The sequence below is a fragment of the Microcoleus sp. PH2017_34_RAT_O_A genome (assembly GCF_020737885.1).
GTDB lineage: Bacteria > Cyanobacteriota > Cyanobacteriia > Cyanobacteriales > Microcoleaceae > Microcoleus.
In genome coordinates, this window is the sequence record NZ_JAEQDD010000043.1 from 44,562 (window position 1) to 50,663 (window position 6,102).

Below are 6,102 nucleotides of genomic sequence, written 5' to 3' on the forward strand. Positions count from 1 at the left end.
TGCTGCGGTTGTGTCCTCTGTCGGTTTACATTTAGATGTTTAGGCAGCCGATCGGGTATTAATTTTTTATGGAACGGACTCTACCAGTTTTTGACGCACAAAGCGTAACTATTTCTCGGGATGAGGGCTTGATGCTCTACGAGGATATGGTTTTGGGGCGCTTTTTTGAGGACAAGTGTGCTGAGATGTACTACCGGGGCAAAATGTTTGGTTTTGTCCACTTGTACAACGGCCAAGAAGCCGTGTCTACTGGGGTGATTCGATCGATGCGCCGCGATAGTACGGATTACGTCAGCAGCACCTACCGCGATCACGTTCACGCTTTGAGCGCGGGCGTACCGGCGCGGGAAGTAATGGCGGAGTTGTTCGGAAAGGAAACCGGTTGCTCGAAGGGCCGCGGCGGTTCGATGCATATGTTTTCGGCAGAACATCGGCTGTTGGGAGGCTATGCTTTTGTGGCTGAGGGGATTCCTGTAGCTACGGGGGCGGCTTTTCAATCGAAGTACCGGCGCGAAGCTTTGGGAGATGAAAGTTCCGATGGCGTGACTGCTTGTTTTTTTGGCGATGGTGCGGCAAATAACGGGCAGTTTTTCGAGTGTTTGAACATGGCGGCTTTGTGGAAATTGCCGATTCTTTATGTTGTGGAAAACAACAAATGGGCGATCGGCATGGCCCACGAGCGAGCTACTTCTGACCCGATGATTTTCAAGAAAGCTCATGCTTTTGGCATGGCTGGAGTTGAGGTTGACGGGATGGATGTTTTGGCGGTGCGGGAAGTCGCGAAGGAAGCTGTAGCGCGGGCGCGGGCCGGCGAAGGGCCGACTGTGATCGAGGCTTTGACTTATCGTTTTCGCGGACATTCTTTGGCAGATCCTGACGAATTGCGCTCTAAGGAAGAGAAGGAATATTGGTTCCCGCGCGATCCGATTAAGAAGTTGGCTGCTGATTTGATCGATCGCACTTTGGCGACTGCTGAGGAATTAAAGGCGATCGACAAAAAGATCGAAGCTGTAATTGATGATGCGGTAGAGTTTGCGGAGAAAAGCCCCGAACCCGATCCGAGCGAATTGTATCGGTATATCTATGCTGAAGATGAATAGTCTTTAGACATATTTAGCCGAATGTTGTTGCAGCCTACAGGTTAAGACCTGGAGCATCCCATTTTTGCAAATATACTCGTAGGGGCGAAGCATTTCGGCAGTAAATCTCTGGTTATTACTAATAAATTGTCTGCCGAAATGCTTCGCCCTTACAAAATTGAGATGTACCCTTAAAACCTGTGGCTGCACAAATTTCAAGCTAGAATCAAAGGTAGACTTTGTAGACGAAAGAGAGGCGATTTTTATGATAAATTGCGATCGAATTCAAATCAGCAAAAATATGGGCGCAGTTCGAGTCAAAGTTAAGCTAACGAATGCCATTGATGAAGAGTTAGTCAAGAGAGGATTGCTCAATCCAAATCTGTTGCGCGTGTATGAAGCAGAAGCACTGATAGATAGTGGTGCAGTACGCACAGCAATTCCCCTAGAAGTCTGCGAACACCTCGGCTTAAGAATTCGGAGTCAAGAAATAGCCAAATATGCTGATGGCAGACAAGAAACTGTGGGATTGACCGGGCCTATTCTGATTGAACTGGAAGGACGCGAGACGATTGAGGCAGCAATGGTTTTAGGGGATATGGTGCTAATCGGTCAAACTGTGTTAGAAACATTAGATTTGCTGGTAGATTGCAAGAATCAGCGTCTAGTTCCCAATCCCGAAAATCCCGAAAGACCTGTATTGAGAGTTTAAGACTAAATCCAGAGGACAGGGCTTGGCCTTTGTCCCTACAATTAATCGGGGTAGGGAAACGGCACTGCCGTGTCCTGATTGTGGGTAATTATTAATTCCGATGTACCGGATTTGATATAACTCGATAATTAATTCGTGTATCCGTATCAAAATCCGCGTCGTGCTTTGCTTCGGCTATATTTCCAGCGGCACCGGGCGCAACCTGCCTGCTACTTCTACACTCGACCAATTCGCATCGAATGTCAAATTTTCCAACTTTCCATCGCTGGAAATTACAAACGTATCCTCAATTTTTGCTCCAGACAAACTCGGATTCCAAGCCACAGCCGTATTCTCTGTTAAAATATCTGAAGTAGCCGGATTCGCCACAATTTCCCGCGCCAAATATCCCGTAGTTCCACCTTGATGGTGTTCCCGAATTGCTTGAGGATATCCGTGCTGTTCGTAAGCAGTTTTTAGTGTCTCGTAAACAGCATTAAGCAATACTCCCGGGCGGCACGAATCTAAACCAGCAGCTTCAATTTCTCTAACTTGTCGGTGCAATTCTGAATGCTGTTTTTCCAGAGAACCAAAACAGACAAATCTGGTTAAATTGGCATACAAACCGCCTCCCCTAGCGCAAAATACTAGCATTGCTTGTCGCCCAATTTTTTCGGCGGTGGCGGTGGCGTGGCGGTACAGCGGCAAACGCCTTTCTCCAGCAACTAATGTCAGGGCTGGATGCAAGCCTCTAGCCCACAATGCCTCTGCACCGGCACCCGCTAGCTGATATTCTGTCCATGTTGGTTTGGCTGCTGAAAGTACCTCTGTCATTGCTTCGCTGGCTAAACTTCCGACTCGCCGATAGCGCTCTAATTCGCTTGACATTATTGTCTGTTTGCGGGATTGTAAAGATGCGATTATTGGCGTTTCTTGGGAATTTGGTCGATCGCACATCACGTTACCGCCCGCAGTGATTTCTTTGACAAAACTCTCGCGCTGTGCAACATCCGCCCAAGGATAGATGTGCATTTGAAAATTTGCGGGAAGTTCTTCATCTTGCAAGCGTTGAGCTTCGATTTCATCTGTCAGCACAAAAGCGTTTTCGGCGGTAATTAATATTTCTGCAACTCCGGTTTCTGCGGTTAGCAATACTGTATTGGAACCGCCCGCTGTGGCCCAGGCAAACCAATCCGTGCCGCGCAACCGCAGGGCGATCGCTCTGGTTTCGGTTAAGGTTTTGCGGATGAATTCGAGTTTGCGATCGACTTCTGGATTTAATGAGTTTATCATAGATGAAAGTTCGGCAGCGGATTGTGTAACGGATATAATATCATGTCTGGTCGATTAACCGCAATCTTGTAGGGGCGGGTTTACTAACAATAATTGCCTAAAAACGCTCGTCTCCTAAACCCGCCCCTCTCCACGGTAAATCTCTAAAATCTAAAATCTAAAATCTAAAATAGATTTACAGCTACTGCTTGCAATTCTTTGGCTTTTTCTTCAGGTAATGCGTCGTTGGCAAACATTCCGGCGGCGAGTTCGGTTCCTGCTAGATATTTTAGCCGATCGCTCGATCGATAGGGCGGATAAAATTCAGCGTGCAAATGCGCCTCTGGATGCGGATTCCCGTCTGTCGGCCCTTGAAACCAAGCCATCAAATAAGGGAATTGGCGCTGCCACAAACCGTCGTATTTAAGGGTGACTGTTTTTAAGGCTTTAGCGAGGGATTGACGCTGTTTTTCCGTCAAATCGATAAATGTGGCAGCGGGAGTTATGGGCGCAATCCAAACTTCGTAAGGGTAGCGGGCGCAAGCGGGCACAAAGGCGATCGCCTCTTCATCTAAATAAAGAATTCGCTGTTTGTCAGCAATCTCTTTTTGAATCAAATCTTGGAGCAAACCGGAACTGTTTTTTTGATAGTAAACCGACTGACATTCTAACATCCGGGCCGGCACCGGTGGCACGAAGGGATAAGCGTAAATTTGACCGTGGGGATGGTGCAAAGTCACTCCAACTTCGACGCCGCGATTTTCAAAAGGCAAGACGTATTGAATTTCTGGATTGCTGCCGATAACTGAAGTGCGATCGGCCCATACTTCTAACAGCAATTCTAAGTGAGATAATTCTAAAGAACCGAGGGAAGCCAGCGGATCTTGAGTGAAAACAACGACTTCGCAAATGCCCTTAGCAGGCAAAGTTTCGACAATATTTGCAGGTGCGTTTTTTGCCTGAAAAGTCATCGAGGGAAAGCGGTTGTCAAAAACAGCTACATCGTAATCTCCAGGTGGCAATTCTGTCGGGAATTTGGGATTAATTGTCGCAGCCAGCGGGTTGTATTCCGGCGGCGGCATGAAAGTTCTTCCCTGACGGTGGCTGGCGTATGCTACCCATTCCCCCCGCAAAGGATGCCAGCGAAAGTGCGGGTTTGCCTGTACGGGTTCATTGCTGGGACTTACGGCCGCGATTCCTTCTGGGATTGGGTAGCGGCTGTAGAGTGTCAGTGGGCGGCCGTCTGGTTTTCGCAATATTTGGGAGTGCATTTTGGTTGGGGCGGGCGATCGGTTTTCAGGGATTTTAGGAGTATAACTTTGTGCTTTGAGAATTCGCCCCTATCTAAAGTCGCAAATTATGTTAAAAAGATACTCGGCGGTTGAAACCGCGTCTACACAAACTTTCGTCCGCCTTCGCGGACTGAAGAATAAAGGGGTATTTAAGTATGATTTGGTATGATGCGTGCGATCGCATTTTCCTTAGTTTGCACCATTGCCATTGATATCAAACTTTTCTATAATGGGAATTTCTGAAGTTGAGGAGGCTACTATTCGCAGATTGATATCAACTATGATTTGATTTTTATCAAGAACTACATTTGCTTTTTTTATTATAATTTTTGCCGATAAACAATCGCCTGATTCAGGTTCGGGAGACGACTGAGTTTTATATCCTGCGTCCTCCAGCCATTCACAAATCTTCCTCCAGTTTTCTACCTTTTCATCAGCTTTGCCTACAAGATTTTTGACATATTGGTATAAAGTATTACAGAAATCTACGGCAATCCCTTTGGGGTTTTTACTGAGCGTTTCGGCAATTTCGGTGGGACTGTGACCGCAGAGTAGGCCCCGTAGATGTTGTTTCTCTGTGGGCGTGAGACGCTTGCCTTTGGCGGATGCGAGGTCTGTATAAAGGGTTTCTAAGTCCCAGTCGCGGGCAGCTTCGGGGAAGCGATCGTTAGAGGATGCCATTGGAGGGGATAGGTTTTTGGAGTTTTCCTAATCAAATTCTAACACAATTTCTAATGCTTATTAGTTTCTCAGCTAATGTTGGTTAAGTTATATTAAAAAGTACAGGTTAATTCTCGATCTTTAGCTGTCACGGGAAGACTCACTTCTTGCGGGGTGTCGTTCCAGGCCATGAATGGACATTTTAATTAAAAGAGTGGGGTATCGTAAAATGGATGAATTTGTTAGAAAAGCTGCGGCATTGGGATTACCCGCAATTATGCTGGTAATTGTGATGGGAACTACAGGTTTAGCAGGTGCGGCTGCAATTACAGCAGCTTTAGCAGCGTTAGGTGGCCCAGCAGGTATGTTAGGCGGAATCGCAATGCTTGGAATGATAGGTTTAGCTACAGAAATGTTGTCTAAGTATGGTCTTGAAGCAGTGCTAATTGGGATTTACAGACAGCGCCTTCAAAACGGAGAATCAAGATCGCGTCTGTGTGGAGAAATTCGGAATTTACCTCTCTCTGGGGACATGAAACGCAAACTTGAGGAAGATTTGGGCCGTTAATAGATAGGTAGAATTAGGCTTCGCAAACCATCTCTTTCTAAATACGAACAGGATTTACGCACCAGCTCTATCTGTAGGTGGACAATGCCTCCTTACCGCTACAAAACGAAGTTATAAAAATGCGACCGCTCAACTAAAAGAGGAGGAACCATTGATTAAGTTTATTGGGCAAGTCGAACTGCGTAACTCTCGCCGAGTCTACTACCTAGAGGATTATTACCGAGTAGAGCAAATCAACCCTAATCGGGAACAAGTGACTTACTCTTACGACATTCCTGACAAAGCTGTGGAGTATCTATACAACAAACTTAAGGGTTGTAAAGTTACACCAAAAGATGCTGCTACCGTTCTCCAGCCAGTCGCTAAAAACTTGAATCTTCCCTATAACTCGGGTCATAAAATTGACTACTATGCTCAGGAAGCATTAGTGGTACTTGTGGCATTAGAGGCCTCCACAAAAAGAATGATCCAATAGCTATGTGGGTTTAGCGAAAATTTCCACAAACCATTTGTGAAGATTGGGCAGACGATTTATCTGGG

At 46.3% G+C, this 6,102-nt stretch carries 7 protein-coding genes; 4 read left to right on the forward strand and 3 right to left on the reverse strand.

Annotated elements, in window-relative coordinates; translation table 11 throughout:
- The first annotated feature begins 68 nt into the window (after positions 1–68).
- Both pdhA and JGK11_RS16255 read left to right on the forward strand, forming a co-directional pair.
- Positions 69–1,100 (forward strand): pyruvate dehydrogenase (acetyl-transferring) E1 component subunit alpha, encoded by a 1,032-nt coding sequence (pdhA, locus tag JGK11_RS16250; protein ID WP_293212274.1) that lies wholly within the window; start codon positions 69–71, stop codon positions 1,098–1,100.
- A 244-nt stretch (positions 1,101–1,344) separates the two neighbouring features.
- Entirely contained in the window at positions 1,345–1,791 is a 447-nt protein-coding gene (locus JGK11_RS16255) for a clan AA aspartic protease (protein WP_293212276.1), read from the forward strand.
- Between the two features lie 174 nt (positions 1,792–1,965).
- On the opposite strand, the gene JGK11_RS16260 is transcribed toward JGK11_RS16255, so the two are convergent.
- The 3 genes from JGK11_RS16260 to JGK11_RS16270 form a co-directional block, all read right to left on the reverse strand.
- Complete coding sequence (locus tag JGK11_RS16260) at positions 1,966–3,063, reverse strand: M24 family metallopeptidase (RefSeq protein WP_293212278.1); 1,098 nt, start codon at positions 3,061–3,063, stop codon at positions 1,966–1,968.
- A gap of 164 nt (positions 3,064–3,227) precedes the next feature.
- Complete coding sequence (galT, locus tag JGK11_RS16265; RefSeq protein ID WP_293212279.1) at positions 3,228–4,313, reverse strand: galactose-1-phosphate uridylyltransferase; 1,086 nt, start codon at positions 4,311–4,313, stop codon at positions 3,228–3,230.
- A 210-nt stretch (positions 4,314–4,523) separates the two neighbouring features.
- Entirely contained in the window at positions 4,524–5,015 is a 492-nt protein-coding gene (locus JGK11_RS16270; protein ID WP_293205494.1) for a helix-turn-helix domain-containing protein, read from the reverse strand.
- A gap of 208 nt (positions 5,016–5,223) precedes the next feature.
- Here JGK11_RS16270 and JGK11_RS16275 point away from each other — a divergent pair, with 208 nt between their 5' ends.
- Entirely contained in the window at positions 5,224–5,562 is a 339-nt protein-coding gene (locus tag JGK11_RS16275; protein WP_293205496.1) for a hypothetical protein, read from the forward strand.
- Positions 5,563–5,713: 151 nt separating this feature from the next.
- On the forward strand, positions 5,714–6,037 hold the full coding sequence (locus tag JGK11_RS16280) for a hypothetical protein (RefSeq protein ID WP_293212280.1): 324 nt from the start codon (positions 5,714–5,716) through the stop codon (positions 6,035–6,037).
- The last annotated feature ends 65 nt before the right edge of the window (positions 6,038–6,102 follow it).